This window comes from Streptomyces sp. NPDC056948 (assembly GCF_042674225.1).
Classification (GTDB): Bacteria; Actinomycetota; Actinomycetes; order Streptomycetales; family Streptomycetaceae; genus Streptomyces; species Streptomyces purpurascens.
Genome location: NZ_JBHUQX010000124.1, coordinates 1 through 21,883 on the forward strand (window position 1 = coordinate 1; position 21,883 = coordinate 21,883).

Genomic DNA, 21,883 nt, shown 5'->3' on the forward strand with positions numbered 1-21,883 from the left:
GGGATCGTCCGCGTCGTCGTCCGGCTCTTCGTCCTGGTCGGCTTCCTGAACGGCGGCCGCCTCCGAGTCCGTTATCTCTGCCTCGGTGTCGGAATCAGCGCGTCCACTCATGGCCGAGACGGTAGCGCGTCGTGAACGAAAACCGGGTGCGGGGTCGTGCGGCCCCCTGTTAGCGTCCGCCGGTCCGAGGAAACGCCCGCGGCAGCCCGCCGCCCGGCCGAAGCAGGTGCATTGTTTGACGGTCCGACCGAGCTCCGACGCATCCCCTTTCCTCCTCAAGGACTCAAGGAGCCCGTTCACCGATGTCGGACATCACTTCCCGGACCCCGAACGACCCCCTCTCTGACCGCACCGGCCACCCCCGCTACCCGCGCAGCAACCGCTACGACGCCCGCTGGACCATCGACAACCAGATGGGCCCGCACGCGCTCTGGCTGCTGGAGTGGCTGGCCCCGGCTCTGGGGCTCGACACCCTGAGCCCCGGCTCGCGCGTGCTGGACCTGGGCTGCGGACGCGCCATGACGTCGATCTTCCTCGCCAAGGAGTACGACGCTCAGGTCACCGCCGCCGACCTGTGGGTCAAGCCGGGCGAGAACGCCCCGCGCATCGCCGAGGCGGGCGTGGCCGACCGTGTCCTGCCCGTGCTCGCCGAGGCGCACGACCTGCCGTTCGGCGAGGGCAGCTTCGACGCGATCGTCTCTGTCGACGCCTATCAGTACTTCGGCACGAACGATCTGTACCTGCCCGAGCTGACGCGGCTGCTGAAGCCCGGCGGGCGGATCGGTGTCGTCGTACCGGCGTTGCGCGAGGAGATCGACGGCGTCGAGCTGCCGGAGCACCTCAAGCCGTTCTGGGAGCCCGGATTCTGGTGCTTCCACACCGCCGCCTGGTGGCGTCGCCACTGGACCCGCAGCGGGGCCGTGGAGGTCGAGACGGCCGACTGGCTCGAGGACGGCTGGCGCGACTGGCTGCGCTGGTGCGAGGTCGTCGCCGACGAGCACACGGACGAGTGGCACATCCGGATGGCCGGCCAGTGCGCAGAGATGCTGCGTCTCGACCGGGGCGGCCAGCTGGGCTTCGTCCGGGTCGTGGGGCGCCGCCTGTAGAGCACATGAGCAGGGGGGATGCACCGGGTCCGGTGCATCCCCCCTGTCGGGTCGGCGGAGGTCAGCCCTCGCTGACGCCCAGCTTCTCCAGGATCAGCTCCTTGACGCGAGCCGCGTCGGCCTGGCCCCGGGTCGCCTTCATGACCGCGCCGACCAGGGCGCCGGCCGCGGCCACCTTGCCGCCGCGGATCTTGTCCGCGACGCCCGGGTTGCCGGCGATGGCCTCGTCGACGGCCGTGCCCAGCGCGCCCTCGTCGGAGACGACCTTCAGGCCGCGCTTGTCGACGACCTCGTCCGGGGTGCCTTCGCCCGCGAGGATGCCCTCGATGACCTGCCGGGCCAGCTTGTCGTTCAGGTCACCCTTCGCGACCAGCTCGGTGACCCGGGCGACCTGCTGCGGCGTGATCGCCAGCTCCTCGAGCGCCTTGCCCGACTCGTTGGCGCTGCGGGCCAGCTCGCCCATCCACCACTTGCGGGCGGAGGCCGCGTCGGCCCCGGCCTCGATGGTGGCGACGATGGGCTCCAGCGCACCGGCGTTGAGGATCGCCTGCATGTCGACGGCCGAGACGTCCCACTCCTCACGGAGCCGGCTGCGGCGGACCAGCGGCAGCTCGGGCAGCGCGGCCCGCAGCTCCTCGACCCACTCGCGCGACGGGGCCACCGGCACGAGGTCGGGCTCCGGGAAGTACCGGTAGTCCTCGGCCTCCTCCTTCACGCGGCCCGAGGTCGTCGACCCCGTGTCCTCGTGGAAGTGCCGGGTCTCCTGGATGATCGTGCCGCCGCCGCTGAGGACAGCCGCGTGCCGCTGGATCTCGAAGCGGGCCGCGCGCTCCACGGACCGCAGCGAGTTGACGTTCTTCGTCTCCGAGCGCGTGCCGAACTTCTCGGTGCCGTTCGGGCGCAGCGACAGGTTCACGTCGCAGCGCATCTGGCCCATTTCCATCCGGGCATCGGAGACGCCGAGCGCCTTGATGAGCTCGCGCAGCTCACGGACGTAGGCCCGCGCGACCTCGGGGGCACGCTCGCCCGCGCCCTCGATCGGCTTGGTGACGATCTCGATGAGCGGGATGCCGGCGCGGTTGTAGTCGAGCAGGGAGTGGGACGCGCCGTGGATACGGCCGGTGGCGCCGCCGACGTGCGTCGACTTGCCGGTGTCCTCCTCCATGTGGGCGCGCTCGATGTCCACGCGGAAGGTCTCGCCGTCCTCCAGTTGCACGTCGAGGTAGCCGTTGAAGGCGATCGGCTCGTCGTACTGGGAGGTCTGGAAGTTCTTCGGCATGTCCGGATAGAAGTAGTTCTTCCGGGCGAAGCGGCACCACTCGGCGATCTCGCAGTTCAGCGCGAGGCCGATCTTGATCGCGGACTCGACGCCGATCGCGTTGACGACCGGGAGCGCGCCGGGCAGGCCGAGGCAGACCGGGCAGGTCTGCGCGTTGGCCTCCTGGCCGAGCTCGGTCGAACAGCCGCAGAACATCTTGGTCCTGGTGCCGAGTTCGACATGGACCTCGAGGCCCATGACGGGGTCGTACGACGCGAGTGCTTCCTCGTACGACGCCAGGTCGGTCGTGGTGGTCACGGTGAAACTTCCCTCTCAGCCCAGCAGGACGTCGTCGTCGCCCAGCCGCTTCAGCTCGCGGTAGAGGATGGCGAGGCCGGTGACGATGGCGACGGCGGACACGGTGGCGTCGATCAGGACCAGCGTGTCCTGCTCGGCGCGGGCCTTCTTCAGCCGCTTGGCGACGCCGATCGCGCCGAACGCGGTCCCGGCGATGGACAGGTACGTGCCGGACTTGGACTTCTTGAAGCCCTTGGCCTTGGTCAGTGCACTCACAGCGACGGAGCCTCCTCGATCAGCGGATGGCCCCACTTTTCCACGAAGGCGGCCTCTACGGCGGCTCCCACCTTGTAAAGGCGGTCGTCCTTCATGACGGGGGCGATGATCTGCAGGCCGACCGGGAGGTTGTCCTCCGGGGCGAGACCGCACGGCAGCGACATCGCCGCGTTGCCCGCCAGGTTGGTCGGGATGGTGCACAGGTCGGCGAGGTACATCGCCATCGGGTCGTCGGCGCGCTCGCCGATCGCGAAGGCGGTGGTCGGGGTCGTCGGCGAGACGATGACGTCGACCTGCTCGAACGCCTTGTCGAAGTCCTGCTTGATGAGCGTGCGGACCTTCTGGGCGCTGCCGTAGTAGGCGTCGTAGTAGCCGCTCGACAGGGCGTACGTGCCGAGCATGATGCGGCGCTTCACCTCGGGGCCGAAGCCGGCCTCGCGGGTGAGGGAGGTGACCTCCTCGGCGGAGTGCGTGCCGTCGTCGCCGGTGCGGCGGCCGTAGCGCAGGCCGTCGAAGCGGGCGAGGTTGGAGGAACACTCGGACGGCGCGATCAGGTAGTACGCCGACAGCGCGAGGTCGAAGGACGGGCAGTCCAGCTCGACGATCTCGGCGCCCAGCTCCTTCAGCAGCGCGACGGACTCGTCGAACCGCTGGATGACGCCGGCCTGGTAGCCCTCGCCGCGGAACTGCTTGACGACGCCGACGCGCATGCCCTCGACGCTGCCGTTGCGGGCGGCCTCGACGACCGCCGGGACGGGCTCGTCGATGGAGGTCGAGTCGAGCGGGTCGTGCCCGGCGATGACCTCGTGCAGCAGGGCCGCGTCCAGGACCGTGCGGGCGCAGGGCCCGCCCTGGTCGAGGGAGGACGAGAAGGCGACCATGCCGTAGCGGGAGACCGCGCCGTACGTCGGCTTCACGCCGACCGTGCCGGTGACGGAGGCCGGCTGGCGGATGGAGCCGCCGGTGTCGGTGCCGATGGCGAGCGGGGCCTGGAAGGAGGCGAGGGCGGCGGACGAGCCGCCACCGGAGCCGCCGGGGATCTTGGTGAGGTCCCAGGGGTTGCCGGTCGGGCCGTACGCGCTGTTCTCGGTGCTCGACCCCATGGCGAACTCGTCCATGTTGGTCTTGCCGAGGATGACGACGTCGGCGGCCTTCAGGCGCTGGGTGAGCGTCGCGTCGTACGGCGGGATCCAGCCCTCGAGGATCTTCGAACCGACGGTGGTCGGGATCCCCTCGGTGGTGAAGATGTCCTTGAGCGCCAGGGGAACGCCGGCCAGCGGACCGAGCTTCTCCCCCTTGGCGCGCTTCTCGTCGACGGCACGGGCCTGGGCGAGGGCGCCCTCGCGGTCGACGTGCAGGAAGGCGTGCACCTTCTCGTCGACGGCCTCGATCCGGGCGAGGTGGGCCTCGGTGACCTGGACGGCCGTGAGCTCGCCGGAGGCGATCTTCGCGGCGGTCCCGGCGGCCGTGAGCTTGATGATGTCCGTCATGACTTCTAGTCCTCCCCCAGGATCTGCGGCACCTTGAAACGCTGCTGCTCCTGGGCCGGGGCGCCGGAGAGCGCCTGCTCGGGGGTGAGCGACGGACGGACCTCGTCCGCCCGCATGACGTTCGTCAGCGGGAGCGGGTGCGAGGTCGGCGGTACGTCTTGGTCGGCGACCTCGCTGACGCGTGCGACCGCGCCGATGATGTCGTCCAGCTGTCCCGCGAAGTGCTCGAGCTCTTCGGGCTTCAGCTCCAGACGCGCCAGCCGGGCGAGGTGGGCGACCTCCTCGCGCGTGATGCCAGGCATGCAGCGATCCTCTGGGGTGAGTGAATGTGGTGTGGCCCAATCCTATGGGTCGGGAGGCCGTGCCCGTGAAACGGTTTGCCGCGCCGGCTCACGAGGGGGCGGCGGACCACACCACCGCCCCGGCTGGATGCCGTGCTAGCCGACCCGGCCCGAGTCGTCCGCCGTCGCCGCCGGCAGGGCGGCGCGGGGGCGCTGCCAGCCGCGGGAGCCCCGGGCGCGGAGCCAGGCCGTGGTCTCGTCAGGGGGCATCGCGGCGGCGACCAGCCAGCCCTGGACGGCGTCGCAGCCGAGGTCGCGCAGGCGCTCCCAGGTCTCGTCGTCCTCGACGCCCTCGGCGACGACGAGCAGGCCGAGGGAGTGCGCGAGGTCGACCGTGCAGCGCACGATCTCAGCGTCCTCGGTGTCGACCGCGAGCCGCGCCACGAACGAGCGGTCGATCTTCAGTTCGCTGACCGGGAGGCGGCGCAGGTGGACGAGCGAGGAGTACCCGGTGCCGAAGTCGTCCAGGGACATCTTCACGCCGTGCCCGGTCAGGGCGTTGAGGGTGTCGGCGGCGCGCTGCGGGTCCTCCAGGAGGACGTGTTCCGTTATCTCCAGTTGGAGCGCTCCCGCGGGGACGCCGTGCCGGGCCAGCCGGGCGGCGACGGAGCCCGCGAAGCCGGGGGTGTGCACGTCACGCGGGGAGACGTTCACCGCGACCGGTACGAGCAGGCCCTGGGAGCGCCAGCGCGCGACCTGGCCGAGCGCGGCCTCCAGGACGTACTCGGTGAGGTGGGGCATCAGGCCCGAGGACTCGGCGATCGCTATGAACTCGTCCGGCGGCACCTTGCCCCGCTCGGGGTGCACCCAGCGGACCAGGGCCTCCAGGCCCACGACCTGTCCGTCGAAGCGGACCTTCGGCTGGTAGTGCAGATGCACTTCATTGGCTTCGAGGGCGCGGCGCAGATCGCCCAGCAGGCCGAGCCGGTCGGGGGTGTTCGAGTCGCGCTTGGACTCGTAGACCTCCACGCCCGTACGGTCCCGCTTCGCCTGGTACATCGCCACGTCCGCCCGGCGCAGCAGCCCTTCGGCGTCCAGGGCGTGGTCGGGGAAGACGGCGACTCCGGCGCTGGCCTCCAGGACGAGGGTGAGGCCGTCGAGGTCGAGGGGGGAGCTGAGCGCGGCGACCAGGCCGCGGGCGACCCGGGTCGCGGACGTCGTGGAGTCGGCGACCGGCAGTAAGACGGCGAATTCGTCCCCGCCGAGCCGGGCGGCCTCCGCCCCGCGCGGCAGTGCCACCCGCAGCCGGTCGGCGATCTGCAGCAGCAGCCGGTCACCGGCGAGATGACCCAGCGTGTCGTTGACCGACCGGAACCGGTCGAGGTCGATCAGCATCAGGGCGGCGCGGGCGTCGATCCGCTCGGCGTCGTCCAGAGCCGTCCAGATGCGCTCCAGCAGCCACTGCCGGTTGGGCAGCCCGGTCAGCGGGTCGCGCAACTGCTCCTCGGCCCGGGCCCGGGCTATCCACAGGGTGGAGTCCAGGGCGATGAGGGGGATGGAGAACAGGGGCAGCAGGATCGGCTTGGCCACGGCCACCACGCAGACCAGCGGCGCGATTCCCAGCAGCGCGACCGCGACGAGTCCCTGTCTGACCAGGGCGGTGCGGGCGACGGTGGGCAGTCCGGGCCGCGGGGCGTGCAGATACCAGAGCAGGACGCGGGTGACCATCAGGTAGGCGGCGGCGACCAGGGCCACCTGGGGTGCGGTGGTGAGCGTCCAGGCGTCGGGCCGCGCGGGGGACTCGACGGACGGCACGGTTCCGAACGCGGCGAGCACCAGGGCGCCGGCGCCGATGCCGAGGAGGTCGACCGATCCGTGCAGCACGCCCTGACGCCAGCGGTTGCGGCGGGCGACGCCGACCAGCACGACGACCGTGAGGCTGACCATGCCGGCCGGTACCCAGCCGTAGAGCAGCAGCACGGCGAGGGTGAGGGCGGCGCCCGAGCCGGTGCCGCCCCACCAGCGGGAGCGGCCGAGCATGACGAGGTGGCCGACGATGATGCCGGTCAGCACGGCCAGCGCCCAGCCGGGCGTACCGGACGGGAACAGCGCGTGTCCGCCGGTGAAGGCGCGGTAGAAGCCGGCGCCCAGGACGAACCCGGCCGCCGCGACGACCGCAGCGGGCAGCGCGGGCCAGGACTGGTGCCGTTCGCTGTCCGCGTCGTCGCCGGTCAGTCCGGGGGTGTGCTCGCTGACCGGCTGTGCGGCGCGGCCGTCCGCCGCGGCGCGCCCTCCGAGGGCACGTCCGTCCGCGGTGTACTGTCCGACGGCGCGCACCTCCAGACCCGGACGCCCCGCCGGCCGTCCGACCCCACGGACCGCACGCCATGCGACCGCCATGCGACGCAGGCGCAGCCGTGCGCCCGGCACGGCGCTCTCGGTCGGTTCCATTCCCGTCCCTCTCACAGCCGGCGGTGCCCACGCCCCGCGGCCCGGTGCCCGACAACCCTCAACGGCCCGCGTTGGAAAACCCTTCCCCGCGCTCTGTGCGAGCACGAAGATGCCCCGACCGCAGCTGGGCACGGCAGGCGCACATCTCAACAGTAGGCCGCAGAAGGCTTCCACGGGCAGCGGTCGCGGACGGTTGCCCGAATGCGCCCCGGCCACCCGTATGCATCTGGTATGCGCCGAACGGGTGGCCTTCAACCGCTACTCCTCGGCCGAAAGCGCGACTTCGGCCGCCGCGTCCGGTCCCTGCTCCAGCAGGACGCCGAAACCCTCCTCGTTCAGGACCGGCACCTTCAGCTGCATCGCCTTGTCGTATTTCGATCCGGGGCTGTCACCCACAACGACGAACGACGTCTTCTTCGAAACCGATCCGGTCACCTTCGCTCCGCGGCTCTGCAGCGCCTCCTTGGCGCCGTCCCGCGTGAAGTGTTCGAGGGTGCCGGTGACGACGACCGTGAGCCCTTCCAGCGGGCGCGGCCCCTCGTCCTCGCCGGTGCTCTCCGCTTCCATGCGGACGCCGGCGGCCTTCCACTTACGGATGATTTCGCGGTGCCAGTCCTCGGCGAACCACTGCTTGAGGGAGGTCGCGATGGTCGGACCGACGCCCTCGGTGACCGCCAGTTCCTCCTCCGTGGCCTGGTCGATGCGCTCGATCGAGCGGAACTCGCGGGCCAGCGCCTCGGCCGCGACGGGTCCGACGTGACGGATCGACAGGCTGGTGAGGATGCGGGCGAGCGGGCGCTGCTTGGCCGCCGCGATGTTCTCCAGCATGGCAAGCGCGTTCTTGCGGGGGTTGCCCTCCTGGTTCGCGAAGATCGTGGCGACCTTCTCCTCGCCGGTCTTCGGGTCGCGCTTGGGCAGGCCGCTGTCCGAGTCGAGGACGTACGCCTTGATGGGCAGCAGCCGGTCGATGGTGAGGTCGAACAGGTCGCCCTCGTCGACCAGCGGGGGGTCCTTCGGCTCCAGCGGCGCGGTGAGGGCCGCCGCCGCCACGTAGCCGAAGTGCTCGATGTCCAGCGCCTTGCGGCCCGCGAGGTAGAACAGGCGCTCGCGCAACTGGGCCGGGCAGGTACGGGCGTTCGGGCAGCGCAGGTCGACGTCGCCCTCCTTCATCGGCCGCAGCGCCGTACCGCACTCGGGGCACTCGCTCGGCATCACGAACTCGCTCTCGCTGCCGTCCCGCAGGTCGGCGACCGGCCCGAGGATCTCGGGGATGACGTCACCGGCCTTGCGCAGCACCACCGTGTCGCCGATGAGGACGCCCTTGGCCTTGACCACGTCCTGGTTGTGCAGCGTGGCGAACTCGACCTCGGAGCCGGCGACCGTGACCGGCTCGACCTGGGCGTACGGCGTGACCCGGCCCGTGCGGCCCACGCCCACGCGGATGTTGATGAGCTTGGTGTTGACCTCCTCCGGCGCGTACTTGTACGCGATGGCCCAGCGCGGCGCGCGCGAGGTGGAGCCGAGGCGGCCCTGGAGCGGGATCTGGTCGAGCTTGACGACGACGCCGTCGATCTCCCACTCCACGGAGTGGCGGTTCTCGCCGAAGTAGGCGATGAACTCCCGGATGCCGTCGAGGCCGTCGACCACCCGGTTGTGGCCGGAAGTGGGCAGGCCCCAGGTCTTCAGCAGGTCGTAGGCCTGGGAGAGGCGGGTCAGGCCGGTGAATCCCTCCAGGGCGCCGATGCCGTGGACGACCATGTGCAGGGGGCGGGTGGCGGTGACGCGCGGGTCCTTCTGGCGCAGTGAACCGGCCGCCGCGTTGCGCGGGTTGGCGAAGGGCTTGTCGCCGGCCTCGACCAGACGGGCGTTGAGCTCCTGGAACTTCTCCATCGGGAAGTAGACCTCGCCGCGGATCTCCACGAGGTCGGGGACGGAGTCGCCCTTGAGGCGCTCCGGGATCTCGGCGATCGTCCGGACGTTCGGTGTGATGTCCTCGCCGGTGCGGCCGTCGCCGCGGGTCGCCGCGCGGGTGAGACGGCCGTGCTCGTAGGTGAGGTTCACGGCGAGGCCGTCGACTTTCAGCTCGCACAGGAAGTGGTAGTCCTGCTCGCCCAGTTCCCCGGCGATGCGGTCCGTCCAGGCGGCCATCTCCTCGTCGTTGAACGTGTTGTCGAGGGAGAGCATGCGCTGGCGGTGCTCGACCGCCGTGAACTCCGTCTCGTACGCCCCGGACACCTTCTGGGTCGGCGAGTCCGGCGTGCGCAGCTCCGGATGCTCCTCCTCCAGCGCCTCCAGGGAACGCAGCAGTCGGTCGAACTCCGCGTCGCTGACGACGGGAGCGTCCTTCACGTAGTACCGGAAGCGGTGCTCCTCGATCTGCTCAGCGAGGCGCGCGTGCTTCTCCCGTGCCTCGGCGGGCACCGTCGTCGTCTCCGCTTGCTTGTCCCCGGCCACCGTGTCGTCCTCCCGTTACTCTGGGTTGTCCGCGAGAGATCTCGCCGCCCGGACGCAGTGGGCGAGAGCCGTGCGTGCGTACCCCGGGGAGGCCCCCGCGAGTCCGCACGCCGGGGTGACTGTGACCGCCTCCGCGAGAAGCCCCGGTGACAGCCCCAGCCTGCGCCACAGCGTCCTGACACCCATGACGCTACCGGCAGGGTCTGACAATGGGCCCTCGGTGCCCGGGACGACACCGGTGAAGAGCCGGGTGCCGGCCTCCACCGCCTCGCCGATCGCGTCGTCGTCACGCTCGGTGAGCAGGGAGAAGTCGAAGGAGACGGCCGCCGCGCCCGCCCGGCGCAGCAGGGCGAACGGGACGTCCGGTGCGCAGGAGTGGACGACGACCGGGCCGTCGGCGTGCACCCCGAAGGCGTCGCGGAGCGTGGCCTCGACGATCTGCCGGTCGACGGCCCGGTGGGTGCGGTAGCCGCTGGCGCTCTTCACCTGGCCGCGCAGAACGGCCGTGAGGGACGGCTCGTCGAGCTGGAGGACGAGGTGCGCGCCCGGGATGCGCCGCCGCACTTCGGCGAGATGCAGACGCAGCCCCTCGCCGAGGGAGGCGGCGAGGTCGCGGCAGGCTCCGGGGTCGGAGAGGGCGGCCTCGCCGTTGCGCAGCTCCAGGTTGGCGGCGAGGGTCCAGGGGCCGACGGCCTGGACCTTCAGCGGCCCCTCGTACTCCTGTGTGAACTCCTCCAGCGCGTCGAGGTCCTCGCCGAGCCAGGAGCGGGCCCGTTTGGTGTCCCGGCCGGGCCGGTCCCCGAGGCGCCAGCCGCTGGGCTCCACGCGCGCGTACAACTCGACGAGCAGTCCGGCGGTCCGCCCGATCATGTCCGCTCCCGGTCCCCGGGCGGGCAGTTCGGGCAGGAAGGGGAAGTCCTCGAGGGTTCCGGTGGCGGTCTTGGCGGCTTCTCGGGCGTCACCACCGGGCAGGGAGCCCACACCGGTGGCGGCACCGAACCTGAACTGGCTGTCTTCACTCACCCGAGCAGCCTACGCAGCCGCCGGGCCGAGGTCAGTTCCGGTCAGTTCCCCGGTCGCACCGTCAGGTCGTTGATCTCGGCGTCCCTCGGCAGGTCCAGGGCCGTCAGGATCGTCGTGGCCACGGACTCCGGGTCGATCCACTTGGAGGCTTCGTACTCCTTGCCCTCCTGCTGGTGGACCTTGGCCTGCATGGGGCTGGCCGTGCGGCCGGGGTAGACCGAGGTGACGCGGACGCCGCCCGCGTGCTCCTCGTGGCGCAGGGAGTCGGCGAGGGCCTTCAGGCCGTGCTTGGAGGCGGCGTACGCGGACCAGCCGGCGTGGGCGTTGAGGCCGGCGCCGGAGTTGACGAAGACGACGTGGCCCCGGGCGGCGCGCAACTGGGGCAGGAAGTGGCGGGTCAGCTCGGCGGGGGCGACGAGGTTGACGTTGAGCTGGTGGCGCCAGGTCTTCGGGGTGAGCTCGCCGACCGGGCCGAGGTCGACGACCCCGGCGATGTGCAGCAGCGAGTCCACGCGGTCGGGCAGCGACTGGTGGGAGAAGGCCCAGGAGAGCTTGTCGGGGTCGGCCAGGTCGCCGACGAGGGTCTTCGCCCCCGGGAACTCGGCCGCCAGCTCCTTCGCGCGGCCCGCGTCGCGCGCGTGCAGCACGAGGTCGTCCCCGCGCGCGTGCAGACGGCGGGCCACGGCCGCGCCGATGCCGGAGCCCGCTCCGGTGATCACATGAGTAGCCATGCCCGCCATGCTCGCATCAGGGCCGGCTCACTCGATGCCGCGGCTCTCCTCCAGGTACGCCAGGGCCCCCACCGGCTCCTCGGCGAAGAACACCAGGTCGGTGAGCGGGCGGGGCAGGAAGCCCTCGTCCTCCATGCGGCGGAACTGTTCCTTCAGACCGTCGTAGAAGCCCGCGGTGTTGAGCAGGACGACGGGCTTGTCGGTGTGGCCGTGCTTCTTCAGCTCCAGGATCTCGGTCGCCTCGTCGAGCGTGCCGGTGCCGCCCACCATGATGACCACGGCGTCGGCCTTCTCCAGGAGGAGCCTCTTGCGCTCGGCGAGGTCCTGGGCGACGACCATTTCGTCGACGCCCGGGCGGGCCTTGGCCGAGAGGAATTTCACGGAGACGCCGGCGAGCCGGCCGCCCGCCTCCTGCACCCCGTCGGCGACCACCTTCATGAGGCCGACGTCCGAGCCGCCCCACACGAGGGTGTGCCCGCCCTTGCCCAGCAGCTTGGCGAACTCCCGCGCGGGCCGGGTGTAGCGCTCGTCGAGGTCGGCGGCGGAAAGGAAGACACAGATGTTCATGAGCCCACCGTACGGGCACGGTCAGGCGCCGTGGTGACCCGCATTTTGGACTGCCGGTGCGGGAGCTCCTCCCAGTCGTCCATGAACCGGGCGTTCAGGCCGTGCTTCGCGGCGAGTTCGGTCAGCGTCCGGGTCCGGTAGTAGAAGTCCTCGTGGAGCACCTGGTGCTCCGCGCCCTCGGTGCGGTCGAACGTGAAGTCGAAGAACCCGCCGGGCGCGAGGATCCGGCCGACGTGGGCGAAGCACTCCTCTATGACGTGCAGCGGCGAGTGCGAGAAGACGCTGTGCGCGTGCACGACGTCGAAGTGCGCGTCGGGCAGGAAGGCGAAGGTGAGGTCGTCGGCGAGCGCCAGGTGGGGCAGTTTGGACTGGAGGCCCTCGGACACGAGGGTGTCCTGGGCGGCGAGCAGGATGTGCGGCGAGATGTCGATGCCGTAGTAGTGGCCGGCGTCGAGGTGGTCGATGAACAGGCGTCCGGCGCGCAGATTGCCGCAGCCGATCTCCAGCATCCGGTGCTGCGGCTGGAGGCCGTGCCCCACCAGGTAGTCGAACTGCATGCGCCCGATCCGCGTCCAGGCCTCGCGGGAGGGGTTGTGCCCCACCGCCGCCTCCGCGCTGCGCGCCGCGTCGGAGGCCATGACGGCGCGGTAGTAGGAAATGTGGTCGCGGTACCGCAGCCGCAGCCAGGCGTCCCGGGCCGCTCGCCGGGCGTGCGCGGGTACCCGCCCCGGGTGGCGCAGGGCGTACCTGACCTGGTGGGACAGGGTGCTGCGGTTTCCGGCCTGTTCTGCTGCTCGCATGGGGGCCTCCTGCGGCGAGGGAAGAACTCCGCTACAGCGTGCGCTGTAGCGAAGGACTCGGCTACCCAAGGAGGGCGATCGTGACCACAGGACATCGCATCACCATCGAGCGGAGCGGCCGGCACGTGCGCGTGGTGCGCGGCGGACAGGTCCTGGCGGAGAGCGACCGGTCGCTGGTCCTGCGGGAGACGGGCTGTCCGGAGCGGTTCTACATCCCGGCCGAGGACGTACGCCTTGACCTGCTGACACCGTCAGGCACGCACACGCACTGCCCGTTCAAGGGCACCGCTTCCTACTGGTCGCTGCCGGAGGCGACGGACCTCGTGTGGGCGTATCCGGACCCCAAGCCGGACGTCGCGGAGATCAAGGACCACCTGTGCTTCTACGAGGTGGAAGTGATGTGATCGGCTGACGCCCGGCCCGCCTCACCGATGAACACCCTGCCGTGCGGCAGTCTGCATGAGCATGGACAAGAAGATCCTTTCGCGCGACGGCACCCGCATCGCCTACGAGAGCACCGGACAGGGCCCCGCGGTCGTCCTGGTGAGCGGCGCGATGTCGACGGGCGGCACCCTGGCGCCGCTGGCCGTGTCGCTCTCGGAGCGATTCCAGGCCGTCGTGTACGACCGCCGGGGCCGCGGTGCCAGCGGGGACACCGCGCCCTACGCCGTGGAGCGCGAGCTCGAGGACCTGGCGGCGGTGATCGAGGCGGTGGGCGGCGAGGCGCTCCTGTACGGCATCTCGTCGGGCGGGGCGCTGGCCCTGGAGGCGGCGGCGAGCGGGCTGCCGGTGCGGCGCGTCGCGGTGTACGAGACGCCGTTCGCGATGTCCGAGGAGGGCGCCGAGGAGCGCGCGGAGTACACCGGGCGGCTGACGAAAGCGCTCGGCGAGGGACGGCGCGGGGACGCGGTCGAGCTGTTCCTGCGGCTGGCCGGCCTGGCCGAGGGGATGATCCAGGGCGCCCGCCAGTCCCCCATGTGGGCCGGCATGGAGGCGATCGCCGCGAGCCTCGCCTACGACGACGCCGTCATGCGCGACGGCCGGGTCCCCCGTGACCGGCTGGCCGCGGTCGGCGTCCCCGTCCTGGCGGTCGCGGGCGACGCGAGCCCCGCCTGGCTGCGTGAGGCGGCCCGGGCGATCGCGGACTCCGTCCCCACGGGTGCGTACCGCACGCTCCAGGGCCAGACGCACATGGTCGAGCCGAATGTGCTGGCGCCGGTGCTGACGGACTTCTTCCTGCAGGGCTGAGGGGCGCGGCGTCAGGCCACGCCCGCCGTCACCCGGGTCGTCGAGGCGATCGTCGCCGAGCCCACCACGCGGGTGCCGTCGTACAGCACGATCGCCTGGCCGGGGGCGACGCCGCGGACCGGCTCGGCGAAGGTGACCTCCAGGGAGCCGTCGACGAGTTCGGCGCTCACCTCGGTCTCGCCGCCGTGGGCGCGGAGCTGGGCCGTGTAGGTGCCCGGGCCCGCGGGGGCGGCACCGCACCAGCGCGGCTTGATCGCGGTCAGGGCGCCGACGTCCAGCGCGGCGGCCGGGCCGACCGTGACCGTGTTGTCCACCGGGGAGATGTCGAGGACGTAGCGCGGCTTGCCGTCGGGGGCCGGGGTGCCGATGCGCAGGCCCTTGCGCTGGCCGATGGTGAAGCCGTACGCGCCCTCGTGCGTGCCGATCCGGTTGCCGGACTCGTCGACGATGTCGCCCTCGGACCTGCCGAGCCGGTCCGCCAGGAAGCCCTGGGTGTCGCCGTCGGCGATGAAGCAGATGTCGTGCGAGTCGGGCTTCTTGGCCACCGCCAGGTCCCGGCGCTCGGCCTCCGCGCGGATCTCGTCCTTCGTGGTGACCGTGTCGCCGAGCGGGAAGAGCGCGTGCGCAAGCTGCCTGTCGTCCAGCACGCCCAGGACGTACGACTGGTCCTTGGCCATGTCGGAGGCGCGGTGCAGCTCACGGGTGCCGTCGGCGAGCATGACGACCTTGGCGTAGTGGCCGGTGCACACCGCGTCGAAGCCCAGCGCGAGCGCCTTGTCGAGGAGGGCGGCGAACTTGATCTTCTCGTTGCAGCGAAGGCAGGGGTTGGGGGTGCGGCCGGCCTCGTACTCGGCGACGAAGTCCTCGACCACGTCCTCGCGGAAGCGGTCGGCGAGGTCCCACACGTAGAAGGGGATCCCGATGACGTCCGCGGCGCGGCGGGCGTCGCGCGAGTCCTCGATGGTGCAGCAGCCGCGCGCGCCCGTCCGGAAGGATTGAGGGTTGGCGGAGAGCGCGAGGTGGACGCCGGTCACGTCGTGGCCCGCCTCGGCCGCGCGGGCGGCGGCGACGGCGGAGTCGACTCCGCCGGACATGGCGGCCAGGACGCGGAGGGGACGGGAGCGCTGCGGAGTTTCAGTCATAGCCCTTCCAGGGTACGGGGGCGCGGGAACCAGGGCTCACGAGTATCCGTTGACGATCACATGGGACAGCGGAAGGCTTCGAAGGACGGCGACCGGAAGGTCGGGCGTCGCGCGCTGCTGATCGGCGGGGCGGCGGCAGCGGCGGGCACGGCCGTGCTGGCCCGGGACGAGCTCGCGCGCCTGTGGTGGCGGACTCCCGGCGTCGAGAAGCCGCGCACAGCGGGCGAGGTCGACTACACGGGTGCCCGCTGGGTGGCGGCGTCGGAGGCGAACTGGCGCCGGGCGGACCGCCCCGACGACTTCGGCATAGACATGGTGATCGTCCATGTCACGCAGGGCAGCTTCGACAGCGCGGTGAAGGCCTTCCAGGACCCGGGGCACAAGGCGGCCACGCACTACATCGTCCGCCAGGACGGGCACGTCACGCAGATGATCCGCGAGCTGGACGTGGCGTACCACGCGGGCAACCGCGACTACAACGAACGCAGTGTCGGCATCGAGCACGAGGGCTTCGTGGACCGCCCACAGGACCTCACGGACGAGATGTACGAGGCCTCGGCCCGCCTCACGGCCCGCATCTGCGCGCGCTACGACATACCCGTCGACCGCGAGCACATCATCGGCCACGTGGAGGTCCCGGGCACGGACCACACAGACCCGGGGCCGCACTGGGACTGGGACAAGTACATGCGCTTGGTGAAGCGGGCACGTACGGCTCCGGCCTGACCGGCCGGCCCCGGCGCGCTACGTCAGCCCCGCCGCCCGTGCCCGTTCCACCGCCGGGCCGATGGCCTTCGCGAGGGCCTTGATGTCGGACTCGGTGGAGGTGTGGCCGAGGGAGAAGCGGAGGGTGCCGCGGGCCAGGTCGGGGTCGGTGCCGGTGGCGAGGAGGACGTGGCTGGGCTGGGCGACGCCGGCGGTGCAGGCGGAGCCCGTGGAGCATTCGATGCCCTGGGCGTCGAGCAGGAGCAGCAGGGAGTCGCCCTCGCAGCCGGGGAAGGTGAAGTGCGCGTTGGCGGGGAGGCGGCCCTCCGGTGCCGGGTCGCCGCCGAGGATCGCGTCCGGCACGGCCGAGCGGACCGCGGTGACCAGGGCGTCGCGCAGGGCGCCGACCTCGCGGGCGAACCACTCGCGCTGCTCGGCGGCCAGCCGCCCGGCGACCGCGAAGGAGGCGATGGCGGGCACGTCGAGAGTGCCGGAGCGCACATGGCGTTCCTGGCCGCCGCCGTGCAGGACCGGTACGGGAGCGTGCTCGCGGCCGAGGATCAGCGCGCCGATGCCGTAGGGGCCGCCGATCTTGTGGCCGGACACCGTCATCGCGGCAAGCCCTGAGGCGGCGAAGTCCACGGGGATCTGGCCGAAGGCCTGGACGGCGTCCGAGTGCAGGGGGACACCGAACTCCGCGGCCACGTCGGCGAGTTCGCGGATCGGCAGAATCGTCCCGATCTCGTTGTTCGCCCACATGACGGTGGCGAGGGCCACGTCGTCGGGGTCGCGGGCGATCGCCTCGCGCAGGGCGTCCGGGTGGACGCGACCGTGGGCGTCGACCGGCAGGTACTCGATGGTGGCGCCCTCGTGTTCGCCGAGCCAGTGGACGGCGTCGAGGACGGCGTGGTGCTCGACGGGGCTGGCGAGGACGCGGGTGCGGGCCGGGTCGGCGTCGCGGCGTGACCAGTACAGGCCCTTGACGGCGAGGTTGTCGGCCTCTGTGCCGCCCGAGGTGAAGACGACCTCGCTGGGGCGGGCGCCGAGGGCTTCGGCGAGGGTCTCGCGGGCCTCCTCGACGGTACGGCGGGCCTGCCGGCCGGATGCGTGGAGGGAGGAGGCGTTGCCGGTGGCACCCAGGTGCGCGGTGAGCGCCTCTGCCGCCTCCGGAAGCATCGGGGTGGTCGCGGCGTGGTCGAGGTAAGCCATGGTGAGCCCGATTCTACGGCTCTGCTTCCACGGGCCTCAGAGCAAGGTTGGCCGAACGTGAACCGCTTTCCCGCGCGGCTGCGGCCCGTCGTCCCCGGGCCCGGCCGCGCCGTGCCGGAGCACGGTCGTCCGACGGCGGCTCAGAAGCTCCAGGAGATCGTGCTGTCGAACTCCATGAACGCCGCCAGGACCAGCAGGTCGGCGATGCCCAGGCCCAGCCCCAGGTAGGCACGGCCGGGGCGCTCGGTGCCGCGCCACAGGGCGACGCTCGCCAGCACGATGGCGATCGGACCGAGGAAGAGGTTGAGGACGAGCAGGCCGAGCAGGCCGAGGATGAAGGACGCGACGGCCATGCCGTCGGTGTCGCGGATACCGGTGCGGCGCGTGGCCGGAGCGGTGAGCTGCATGATGATCGACTCCCAGTCGGGTGGGCGGGACGGTGGTCAGTGGGTGGTCAGTGGGCCTGCGTGTGGCGCCGGCGGCTGTGGCGCTCGCGGATCGCGAAGATGCCGAGCCAGGCGGCGATGACCACGCCGGCGGCGACGGAGATGGTGAGCGGCGCGTGGGCCACGGTGCCCAACACGACTCCCAGCAGCAGGAGTGCGGCGACGATGAACAGCATGGGAAAAGCCCCCAGGGTTTCGGTGAACGGTTGTGGTTACAGTTGTTCACTGACTTCCCAGTCTAGCGCCTCTCATGACTTTCCAATTCCAGAGAACAGTTGTTAACTGCATGGTATGAGTCACACCCTCGGCATCCGGCAGGCCCAGAAACAGAAGACCCGGCAGGCGCTCCTGGACGCGGCCCTGGGGCTGCTGGAGGAGCAGAGCCTGAGCAGCCTGGGGCTGCGCGAGGTCACGCGCGCCGTCGGTGTCGCCCCGACGGCCTTCTACCGGCACTTCCGCTCCACGGCGGATCTGGGCGTGGCCCTGGTCGAGGAGGCGCTGGGCAGCCTGCACCCGATGATCCGGACGACGGTGTCCGCGACCGGCGACCACGAGGAACGCATCACGCGCGCCATCGAGCTGATCGCCCGTCACGTCGACGGGTACCCCGCACATGTCCGGTTCATCGCCCGTGAACGACATGGCGGAGTACAGCCGGTACGGGAGGCGATACGGGACCAACTGGCCCGTTTCGCACAGGAGGTCAAGGACGAGCTGGCCAAGGACTCGGTGTCCGAGGGCTGGACCGAGGACGACCTGCTGATGCTCGCGCACCTCTATGTCGACCAGATGCTGATCACGGCGTCGCTCTTCCTGGAGGCACTCGAGGGCCCGGAGAAGGAGCGTGCGGAGCGGACTCGGCACGTCACGCAGGTGGCGACCCGCCAGATGCGGCTGATCGGCCTCGGCCGCCACCACTGGCTGGACTGACACCCGGCGCACAACGCACCGGGGCGGCACGCCCGTTCGCCGAGCACGCCGCCCCTGTCGTATTCCGGAGGGCCCTGACCGGCCCCTCCCCCACCTCTACGCCTACTGCTCCTTCTGCGCCTGCGGGGTCTGCTGCCCCTGCCCGCCCGAGGCCTGACCGCCGCCACCCGGCGCACCGCAGCCGCCGCCCTGGCCACCGCCGGGACCGCCCTGCCCGCCGCCCTGAGCGCCGCCCGGCGCACCACTGGGCGCACCCGAAGGCGCCCCGGACGGCACACCCGACGGCTTGGCACCCCCGGAAGCAGCGCCCGACGGCGCACCGGAGGGAGCCCCCGAGGGCGCGCCGGAAGGAGCGTCCGACGGAGCCCCGGAAGGAGCACCCGAAGGCGCCCCCGACGGCGCCTGGCAGGCCTGCTGCTGTCCGGAGCCGCCGCCGCTGTTCGAGGACGACGAGGAGTCACCCGAGCCGCAGGCCACCAGAGCCAGGGGCGACAGGGCCAGCAGGGCCACGGCAGGAAGGAGATGAGCACGCTTCATGAGAGACAGCTCCAGGGAGGATGAGGAAGTCCTGAGGCGAGCACTCAACCAACGCCGCTCAGGACTCCCCTCGGGACGCCCTGTGATCTGCCTGTCAGTGAGGCAAAGTTCAGCCGAGCCGGACCCGGGCGAGCTGCCGGGACTGGGCGACCAGGCGGTCGGCGCTGTCCCAGACCTCGGCGTCCTCCTCCAGGAAGCCGCCGGCGAGGTTGCGCGTGGTGATCGAGACGCGCAGGGGACCCGGTGCCGGGCGGCAGCGGACGTGCACGGTCAGCTCGACGGTGGGGACCCAGCCCTTGAGCCCGATCTCGAAGGCGGTGGGCGGCAGGGCGTCCACCGCGAGCAGCAGGGAGAGCGGGTCGTGGTCGCGGCCGTCCGCGAGCCCGAACCAGGCCCGCATCTCGCCCTTGCCGGACGGCTGCCCGACGGCCCAGCCCAGCGTCGACGGGTCCAGCTTGAGCATCAGGCGGTCGGCGATGGCCGAGCTGCCGTCGACGGGGGCCGGCCCGTCCTCGGGGCCGAAGCAGTCCCCCATCGGCGGGATGGCGGGCGGCTCGGCCGTCGTACGGACGTCGTCGGGCAGGGCGTCCAGGTCGCCGTAGGAGGCGAGGACGCGGATGCGCTCGACCTCGCGGCCCTCGCCGTCGTACTGGAAGAGGGAGGCCTGGCCGGTCGACAGGGTGCGGCCGGTGCGGACGACGTCCGTGCGGACGACCGCCGGGCCGGGCTGGGACGCGGTGAGGTAGTGCGCCGAGACGGTGAACGGGTCGGCATGCGGCAGGGCGTCCGCGAGCGCGCGGCCCAGGACGGCCAGCAGGTAGCCGCCGTTGACGGCGCTGATGATCGTCCAGCCGGCGGAGAGGTCGATGTCGTAGACGCCGGGTGCGCGGAGGGTGAGCGCGGTGTCGCGGTCGAACTCGCTGTCGCCGATCGTGGCCCGGACGGCCGGGGCGGAGGCTGCTTCTGGCATGACTGAACAGTACAAGAACTAACTACTAAGCGGTAGCTTTCCTCGCTCGCCAAGCACCCAGGCCGGGTGAGACCCGGGCAATTTCTTGGTAAGTGTCCGACTCATCCGTACACCCAGAGGCCGCCCCCGCCCTCTCCATGGGCATGAGCCTCACCGGGACCCCGTTCCTCTGCACGCTGGTCGTGCTGTCCGTCGTCGCCCTCGTGCTGCCGCTGGTCCTCTGGTCGCGCCTCCGCGGGCCCCGGGCCCTGCGCGCCGCGGCCCGGACACTGATGCTGCTGTTCGCTCAGGGGACGGCCGTGGCCCTGGTCTTCACCCTGGTCAACAACGCCAACAGCCTCTACGACACCTGGGGCGACCTGCTCGGCACCGGCGACCATGTGCAACAGGCGGCCGATCTGGGCGCCGACGGCACCGGCGGCCTCGCCCTGGAACGGCTGCCCAAGGTGCGCCAGGCCTTCGAGCCGGCCACCGGGCCCGGTATGCGCGCGGCCGGCGGGGTACGGGTCACCCAGCTCAAGGGCCGGGTGTCGGGCGTGAACGCCGAGGTCTACGTCTGGCTGCCGCCGCAGTACGACGAACCGGCCTACCGGCATCAGCGGTTCCCTGTCGTCGAGCTGCTGCCCGGCTACCCCGGCTCGGCGAAGGCCTGGTTCGGCTCCCTGCACGCGCACGAGCAGTTGCTGCCGCTGATGCGCGACGGGCAGGTCGCCCCGTTCATCCTGGTCGCGCCGCGCACCAGTCTGCTGCCCGGGGTGGACACCGGGTGCGCCAACATCCCGGGCACGGTCAACGCCGACACCTGGCTGAGTGTCGATGTGCCGAGGATGGTCATGGACGACTTCCGCGCCCGGCCGGCCCCCGAGGGCTGGGCCGTCGCCGGCTACTCGGCCGGGGCGCACTGCGCGGCCAAGCTCGCCGTCGCCCACCCCGACCGCTACCGGGCCGCCGTCAGTCTGTCCGGCTACAACGACCCGATCGGCGAACGCGACTCGCTCGCCGCGCAGAGCCCCGCCCTGCGTGCCGGGAACGACCCCTGCGTGCTGCTGCGCGAGGCGCCCGCCCCGCCGCGGATCGCGCTCTACCTCTCCGGCCAGCCGCACGACGGCTACGAGGCGGCCGTGGCGCTGGAACAGGCCGCGAAGGCCCCGACGACCGTGCACGTGGTGTTCGTGCCGAGGAGCGCGGGCGGTCACACCATGGCGCTGTGGCGGCCGCAGGTGGTCCCGGCGTTCCGCTGGCTGACGGAGATGACGGGCCACCCCGTCACGGCAGGAGGGGCTGCTCCTCCTCGCTCACCGTCGACCGCCGGTGCCACGCCCGCGGAGCTCGCCAGTGGTATCGCATCGCGAGCAGCCTCAGTACGAAGGCGGTGATCACCGCGAGGGCGCTGGTCAGCGGGGACAGGACGTCGTAGCGGATGCACAGCACGACCATCGTGGCGCCGACGATCGCCGGGACGGCGTAGAGGTCGCGGTCCCAGCGCAGCAGCGAGGGCACCTCGTTGGCGAGCACGTCCCGCAGCACGCCCCCGCCCACCGCGGTGGCCAGACCCAGACAGGCGGAGGCGGTCAGGCCGAGCCCGTACTCGTACGCCTTCGTCGTCCCGGCGACGCAGAACAGGCCGAGGCCGGCCGCGTCGAAGACGTTCACGGCGACCTGGATGCGTTCCACATGGGGGTGCAGGAAGAAGACCAGGAGGGTGGCGAGCAGCGGGGTGAGGAAGTACCCCAGGTCCGAGAAGGCGGCGGGCGGTACGGCTCCGATGACCAGGTCCCGGAAGAGACCGCCGCCCAGCGCGGTGACCTCGGCCAGGACGGCCATGCCGAACACGTCGAAGTTCTTCCGGACGGCCAGCAGGGCGCCGGAGATCGCGAAGACGAAGATGCCGATCAGCTCGAGCGAGTGCTGGACGGACGGGGTGAAGAGTTCCTGGAGCACCCGAACATTTTTACCCATGGC

At 71.6% G+C, this 21,883-nt stretch carries 23 protein-coding genes; 6 read left to right on the forward strand and 17 right to left on the reverse strand.

The genetic code is table 11. The annotated features are described in order from the left end of the window. Positions 1 to 302 precede the first annotated feature (302 nt). A complete protein-coding gene (locus tag ACFTZL_RS18010) occupies positions 303 to 1,106 on the forward strand; it encodes an SAM-dependent methyltransferase (RefSeq protein ID WP_382583295.1) in 804 nt (267 codons plus the stop codon). Between the two features lie 61 nt (positions 1,107 to 1,167). Here ACFTZL_RS18010 and gatB read toward each other — a convergent pair whose 3' ends face one another. From gatB to ACFTZL_RS18060, 10 genes are all read right to left on the reverse strand, one after another. Beyond that, positions 1,168 to 2,682: an Asp-tRNA(Asn)/Glu-tRNA(Gln) amidotransferase subunit GatB gene (gatB, locus tag ACFTZL_RS18015; protein WP_382583298.1), complete on the reverse strand. Its 1,515-nt coding sequence runs from the start codon at positions 2,680 to 2,682 to the stop codon at positions 1,168 to 1,170. Between the two features lie 15 nt (positions 2,683 to 2,697). Beyond that, positions 2,698 to 2,937, reverse strand: a complete 240-nt coding sequence (locus tag ACFTZL_RS18020) for a hypothetical protein (protein ID WP_184598645.1) — start codon at positions 2,935 to 2,937, stop codon at positions 2,698 to 2,700. After that, entirely contained in the window at positions 2,934 to 4,427 is a 1,494-nt protein-coding gene (gene gatA, locus ACFTZL_RS18025) for an Asp-tRNA(Asn)/Glu-tRNA(Gln) amidotransferase subunit GatA (protein WP_382583301.1), read from the reverse strand. Before gatA ends, ACFTZL_RS18020 begins: the two co-directional genes overlap by 4 nt. A 5-nt stretch (positions 4,428 to 4,432) precedes the next feature. Next, the gene (gatC, locus tag ACFTZL_RS18030) at positions 4,433 to 4,729 is read right to left on the reverse strand and encodes an Asp-tRNA(Asn)/Glu-tRNA(Gln) amidotransferase subunit GatC (protein WP_007384860.1); all 297 of its coding nucleotides are present in this window, start codon (positions 4,727 to 4,729) and stop codon (positions 4,433 to 4,435) included. Between the two features lie 135 nt (positions 4,730 to 4,864). Beyond that, the gene (locus ACFTZL_RS18035; RefSeq protein ID WP_382583305.1) at positions 4,865 to 7,159 is read right to left on the reverse strand and encodes a putative bifunctional diguanylate cyclase/phosphodiesterase; all 2,295 of its coding nucleotides are present in this window, start codon (positions 7,157 to 7,159) and stop codon (positions 4,865 to 4,867) included. Between the two features lie 258 nt (positions 7,160 to 7,417). Further along, entirely contained in the window at positions 7,418 to 9,613 is a 2,196-nt protein-coding gene (gene ligA / locus ACFTZL_RS18040; protein ID WP_382583308.1) for an NAD-dependent DNA ligase LigA, read from the reverse strand. Between the two features lie 15 nt (positions 9,614 to 9,628). Then, positions 9,629 to 10,636 (reverse strand): methionine synthase, encoded by a 1,008-nt coding sequence (locus tag ACFTZL_RS18045; RefSeq protein ID WP_382583311.1) that lies wholly within the window; start codon positions 10,634 to 10,636, stop codon positions 9,629 to 9,631. A 41-nt stretch (positions 10,637 to 10,677) separates the two neighbouring features. Further along, the gene (locus ACFTZL_RS18050) at positions 10,678 to 11,376 is read right to left on the reverse strand and encodes an SDR family oxidoreductase (RefSeq protein WP_382583314.1); all 699 of its coding nucleotides are present in this window, start codon (positions 11,374 to 11,376) and stop codon (positions 10,678 to 10,680) included. An 18-nt stretch (positions 11,377 to 11,394) separates the two neighbouring features. Next, the gene (locus ACFTZL_RS18055; RefSeq protein ID WP_382583317.1) at positions 11,395 to 11,934 is read right to left on the reverse strand and encodes a TIGR00730 family Rossman fold protein; all 540 of its coding nucleotides are present in this window, start codon (positions 11,932 to 11,934) and stop codon (positions 11,395 to 11,397) included. After that, positions 11,931 to 12,734, reverse strand: a complete 804-nt coding sequence (locus ACFTZL_RS18060; protein WP_382583320.1) for a class I SAM-dependent methyltransferase — start codon at positions 12,732 to 12,734, stop codon at positions 11,931 to 11,933. The genes ACFTZL_RS18055 and ACFTZL_RS18060 overlap by 4 nt, the downstream gene beginning before the upstream one ends. Positions 12,735 to 12,814: 80 nt before the next feature. Between ACFTZL_RS18060 and ACFTZL_RS18065 the strand changes: the two genes are divergently transcribed. Then, on the forward strand, positions 12,815 to 13,138 hold the full coding sequence (locus ACFTZL_RS18065; RefSeq protein ID WP_382583323.1) for a DUF427 domain-containing protein: 324 nt from the start codon (positions 12,815 to 12,817) through the stop codon (positions 13,136 to 13,138). A gap of 61 nt (positions 13,139 to 13,199) precedes the next feature. Beyond that, complete coding sequence (locus ACFTZL_RS18070) at positions 13,200 to 13,982, forward strand: alpha/beta fold hydrolase (protein WP_382583326.1); 783 nt, start codon at positions 13,200 to 13,202, stop codon at positions 13,980 to 13,982. A gap of 11 nt (positions 13,983 to 13,993) precedes the next feature. Here the strand turns inward: ACFTZL_RS18070 and mnmA are convergent, their stop codons facing one another. Next, on the reverse strand, positions 13,994 to 15,124 hold the full coding sequence (gene mnmA, locus ACFTZL_RS18075) for a tRNA 2-thiouridine(34) synthase MnmA (protein WP_382583329.1): 1,131 nt from the start codon (positions 15,122 to 15,124) through the stop codon (positions 13,994 to 13,996). 60 nt (positions 15,125 to 15,184) lie between these two features. Between mnmA and ACFTZL_RS18080 the strand changes: the two genes are divergently transcribed. Next, positions 15,185 to 15,850, forward strand: a complete 666-nt coding sequence (locus tag ACFTZL_RS18080) for an N-acetylmuramoyl-L-alanine amidase (RefSeq protein ID WP_382583332.1) — start codon at positions 15,185 to 15,187, stop codon at positions 15,848 to 15,850. A gap of 18 nt (positions 15,851 to 15,868) precedes the next feature. Here the strand turns inward: ACFTZL_RS18080 and ACFTZL_RS18085 are convergent, their stop codons facing one another. From ACFTZL_RS18085 to ACFTZL_RS18095, 3 genes are all read right to left on the reverse strand, one after another. Next, a complete protein-coding gene (locus ACFTZL_RS18085; RefSeq protein WP_382583335.1) occupies positions 15,869 to 17,038 on the reverse strand; it encodes a cysteine desulfurase family protein in 1,170 nt (389 codons plus the stop codon). 140 nt (positions 17,039 to 17,178) lie between these two features. Next, complete coding sequence (locus ACFTZL_RS18090) at positions 17,179 to 17,445, reverse strand: DUF4190 domain-containing protein (RefSeq protein ID WP_189727798.1); 267 nt, start codon at positions 17,443 to 17,445, stop codon at positions 17,179 to 17,181. 47 nt (positions 17,446 to 17,492) lie between these two features. Further along, the gene (locus ACFTZL_RS18095; protein WP_382583338.1) at positions 17,493 to 17,660 is read right to left on the reverse strand and encodes a hypothetical protein; all 168 of its coding nucleotides are present in this window, start codon (positions 17,658 to 17,660) and stop codon (positions 17,493 to 17,495) included. Between the two features lie 115 nt (positions 17,661 to 17,775). Between ACFTZL_RS18095 and ACFTZL_RS18100 the strand changes: the two genes are divergently transcribed. Beyond that, entirely contained in the window at positions 17,776 to 18,414 is a 639-nt protein-coding gene (locus ACFTZL_RS18100) for a TetR family transcriptional regulator (protein ID WP_382583341.1), read from the forward strand. A 102-nt stretch (positions 18,415 to 18,516) separates the two neighbouring features. Here the strand turns inward: ACFTZL_RS18100 and ACFTZL_RS18105 are convergent, their stop codons facing one another. Next, positions 18,517 to 18,951: a hypothetical protein gene (locus tag ACFTZL_RS18105; protein WP_382583343.1), complete on the reverse strand. Its 435-nt coding sequence runs from the start codon at positions 18,949 to 18,951 to the stop codon at positions 18,517 to 18,519. Between the two features lie 109 nt (positions 18,952 to 19,060). Then, complete coding sequence (locus tag ACFTZL_RS18110) at positions 19,061 to 19,921, reverse strand: thioesterase family protein (protein WP_382583346.1); 861 nt, start codon at positions 19,919 to 19,921, stop codon at positions 19,061 to 19,063. 143 nt (positions 19,922 to 20,064) lie between these two features. Between ACFTZL_RS18110 and ACFTZL_RS18115 the strand changes: the two genes are divergently transcribed. Then, entirely contained in the window at positions 20,065 to 21,297 is a 1,233-nt protein-coding gene (locus ACFTZL_RS18115; protein WP_382583348.1) for an alpha/beta hydrolase, read from the forward strand. Here the strand turns inward: ACFTZL_RS18115 and ACFTZL_RS18120 are convergent. Next, on the reverse strand, positions 21,188 to 21,880 hold the full coding sequence (locus ACFTZL_RS18120; RefSeq protein WP_382583351.1) for a trimeric intracellular cation channel family protein: 693 nt from the start codon (positions 21,878 to 21,880) through the stop codon (positions 21,188 to 21,190). The two genes, ACFTZL_RS18115 and ACFTZL_RS18120, sit on opposite strands and share 110 nt — an antisense overlap. Positions 21,881 to 21,883 lie beyond the last annotated feature (3 nt).